4 protein-coding genes are annotated in these 3295 nt (G+C 55.2%); 1 reads left to right on the forward strand and 3 read right to left on the reverse strand.

Annotated elements, in window-relative coordinates; translation table 11 throughout:
• The 3 genes from ACYZYZ_RS03355 to ACYZYZ_RS03365 form a co-directional block, all read right to left on the reverse strand.
• Positions 1-180, reverse strand: a 180-nt coding sequence (locus ACYZYZ_RS03355; RefSeq protein ID WP_461483242.1) for a DsrE family protein, incomplete at its 3' end; no start/stop codon positions are given.
• Positions 177-1160, reverse strand: a complete 984-nt coding sequence (locus tag ACYZYZ_RS03360; protein WP_461483243.1) for a VTT domain-containing protein — start codon at positions 1158-1160, stop codon at positions 177-179. The genes ACYZYZ_RS03355 and ACYZYZ_RS03360, both read right to left, overlap by 4 nt.
• Complete coding sequence (locus tag ACYZYZ_RS03365) at positions 1153-2016, reverse strand: sterol desaturase family protein (protein WP_461483244.1); 864 nt, start codon at positions 2014-2016, stop codon at positions 1153-1155. The genes ACYZYZ_RS03360 and ACYZYZ_RS03365 overlap by 8 nt, the downstream gene beginning before the upstream one ends.
• Before the next feature lie 121 nt (positions 2017-2137).
• On the opposite strand from ACYZYZ_RS03365, the gene ACYZYZ_RS03370 reads away from it, so the two are divergent.
• Positions 2138-2803: an ArsR/SmtB family transcription factor gene (locus tag ACYZYZ_RS03370; protein ID WP_461483245.1), complete on the forward strand. Its 666-nt coding sequence runs from the start codon at positions 2138-2140 to the stop codon at positions 2801-2803.
• The last annotated feature ends 492 nt before the right edge of the window (positions 2804-3295 follow it).

A 3295-nucleotide genomic window follows, 5' to 3' on the forward strand; every position in this document is an offset into this window, starting at 1 on the left:
CAATACGGTAGACAGGCTCTTCTGGCCGCGGTTCGCACAGGTAACGGCGTCTGCGAGCAGAAATACGGTAACGTTAGCACCTTCGGTACCCAGTGCCTTTGCCAGGCGCAAGCCGTTGTAGCTACGCTCGGTGCCGTAGGGGGCTCGTTGAGAATCAGTAGCGCCTTCATACCATTTCACTCCTGTTTCAATTGAACGTCTTCGACAGGCCAGCCATGGTCGAGCCACGCCGTCATACCGCCGCGCACCACATGCACATCGGAAAAGCCGGCTTTGGCCAGCATGGCGGCGGCCTTGGCGGATCGCCGGTCGGTACGGCATACCAGCATCACGGTCTGCTCCAGCCAGGGCTCCAGCTCATCCACACGCTGGCGCAACTCTTCCAGCGGCAGGTTACGGGCGGCAGCCAGGTGCCCCTGCTCACCAACGAAATCGGCGGCGGTACGCACATCCAGCACCAGCAGGTTTTCATCGGTGTCTAGTCGTCGCTTGAGATCGTTCACTTCCAACATGGGACGCTCTCGCAACTTGGCGATCAAACGCGGCAGGAAGGCCACTACCGCCAACAGCGCCAGGGCCAGCAGCCCCTTTTGAATCATTCCTTCACCACCAGTGATCGCCTCGCGTCCTGCGTATCCCAGGTAGGTGTAGGCAAGCGCACCGGGCAGCATGCAGAGGTAGGAGGCGATTACGTAGTGCGACAGGGAGATACGCGTCAGCCCTAGGGCATAGTTGAGAACATTGAAGGGGAACAGCGGTACCAAGCGGACAAAGGCAACGAAACGCCAGCCCTCAGTCTCTACGCCGTTTTTCAGTTGCTTGATGCGGCCGCCGCTCTTCTGTTCTACCCAGTCGCCGGCGAGATAACGGGCGATCAGGAAGGCCAGCGTGGCGCCCAGGGTCGCGCCGGTCAGGTTATAGAGTGTGCCCCATACCGGGCCGAACAGGGCCCCACCTGCCAGGGTGATGACCGAACCCGGCAGAAATAACACGGTTCCGACCGCATAAATCAGCATAAAGACCAGTGGGCCCGCAGCACCGAAGTCAGCCACCCAGTGCTCCAGGGCCTCGGCACTCAGTGCATCCCGATAAATCACCGCGGCGGCGATGCCCGCCACGACAAGGCCTAGTATGAAAATGCGCAACAAGGTCTTATGCATCGTTGCCATCCCCCCACTGGCGGCGGTTAATTGCGTAGTCAGAGATCTTTCCGCGGAAAGGCAGCAGGAGCATCCCGGGCAACCAAGACACATCCTTGGTCTCACGGTATTTGCGGATGCCAAGTGTCATGGCCTCATGGCCTACGCGCGGTTGATCTCGGTAGGTACCGAAAAGGCGGTCCCACCAGGGCAGGCTGAACCCAAAATTGCTGTTGGCCTCATCGTCCTCCACCGAGTGGTGCACCCGGTGCATATCCGGCGTCACTAGGAACCAGCGCAGCACTCGATCCACGCCTTGTGGCAAACGGACGTTGCTGTGATTGAACATAGCAGAGGCATTTAGCAACACCTCAAAAATTACCACGGCAATCACCGGCGGACCCAACAGGAAAATAGTGGCGAACTTGATGCCCATCGACAGAAAGATTTCGATGGGGTGGAAGCGCGCGCCAGTGGTCAGGTCATAGTCCAGGTCGGCGTGATGCATACGATGCAGGCGCCATAGCAGCGGCACTGCATGAACCATCACGTGCTGTAGCCAGATGATGAAGTCCATCACCACCACCGAGGCGACCGCAGCCAGCCAGAAAGGGACCTCGTAGTAATTGAACAGACCCCAGCCCTGCTCGGCGGCGAAGGCTGCCACACCCACCGCTGCTGCCGGGAAGGCCAGGCGAAGCAGAAAACTGTTGAAGAAGACCAGGCCCAGGTTATTGGCCCAACGCAGGGCTTTTGAGACAGTCAGCGCACGGCGAGGCGCGAGCACTTCCCATAACCCCATCAGCACCAGCATCCCGAAAAAGAAACCCATGCGGATGGTGGTTTCGTTGTTCATTACTAACTCATTGATATCCATCGCTTCTCCTCTGGATCAGGCGAGCACATTGCTCATCTCCACCGTGCCTTCTATACTTGATTATCAAATACCATATTAATCAAGCAATTAATTGAATACTAGAATAGTGGGTAGGCACAACATGTCAAGCGGCAACTTCAAACATGACCTTTTTGCCCAATTTGCCCGTCTCGGCAAAGCGCTGAGCAACGGCAACCGATTGGAGTTATTGGAATTCATCGCCCAGGCGGAACGCAGCGTCGATGAACTGGCCCAGGTCTCCGGCCTTAGCATGGCGAACACATCCCAGCATTTGCGGCATCTGAAGCAGGCGGGCTTGGTCACCTGTCGCAAAGAGGGTCAGAAGGTGTATTACCAACTGAGTGGGGATGATGTGCTGGACCTGCTCGACGCTTTGCGGACCTCTGCAGAGCGACATATATCCGAGGTAAAGCAGTTGGTGCATACCTATCTGCACAGTCGGGACGACCTGGAGCCTGTCGCCCAGTCGGTATTGCTGGAGCGCGCTCGCGATGGTCTTGTCACCGTCCTGGATGTGCGCCCAAACGAAGAATACGAGGCCGGTCACGTGCCAGGTGCAATTAACGTCCCCCTGAAAGATCTCGAATCACACTTGCAGGATCTGGATCCTGACCACGAGGTTGTCGCCTACTGCCGGGGTCCCCACTGCATCCTGGCGTTCGAAGCCGTGGCGAAACTGCGTAAAAAGGGATTCAAGGCGGCACGTCTTGAGGACGGCTTCCCGGAATGGAAACTGGCTGGTTTACCTGTCGAAATGACGCATTAGTACCCTTTGGTCCAGCCAAAATCTGATACACACCGACTAACAAGAAACATATAAGAAGAGTTTCACTAGATGAAGATGTTGATATTGCTGATCGCCGCCCTGGCACTTTTTTCAGGCAAAAAAAACCCACCGAAGCGAAGCAGCAGCTTGGTGGGTCAATCCATCTCAACAAAAGGGAGTCTGTTGAAGTCGGTTTTCTGCGAAGAGAAAAAGGACCCTAAAAGGGTAGTCTTTTTTTCTAGGAAATATGATAAAAGTTTTTATCCCTACTATTAGTAATGGTATAAGGTGCTACTAAAGACTCAATAAGCCCAGATCGCATTAATAAGAAGTAAGCAATATCGCAATCGTAGTACGTGTAGTAGGAGACAAGACCGATCTGAGGGGATTCGGTCTTTTTTTTTGTCAAACAAAGCCCCGTTAACAGGGGGTTTGTTTGAACAGCTTGGGTTAATTGGTGCGTTGGATAAAGACTGGCTGATCTGAGCCTTG

It is taken from the genome of Porticoccus sp. (genome assembly GCA_023261185.1).
In the GTDB taxonomy this organism is placed as follows: Bacteria; Pseudomonadota; Gammaproteobacteria; order Pseudomonadales; family Porticoccaceae; genus Porticoccus; species Porticoccus litoralis.

Coding starts and splice junctions, on each gene's coding strand:
- ACYZYZ_RS03365 (WP_461483244.1), bottom strand. CDS start 2,016: ATGGATATCAATGAGTTAGTAATGAACAACGAAACCACCATCCGCATG.
- ACYZYZ_RS03370 (WP_461483245.1), top strand. CDS start 2,138: ATGTCAAGCGGCAACTTCAAACATGACCTTTTTGCCCAATTTGCCCGT.
- ACYZYZ_RS03360 (WP_461483243.1), bottom strand. CDS start 1,160: ATGCATAAGACCTTGTTGCGCATTTTCATACTAGGCCTTGTCGTGGCG.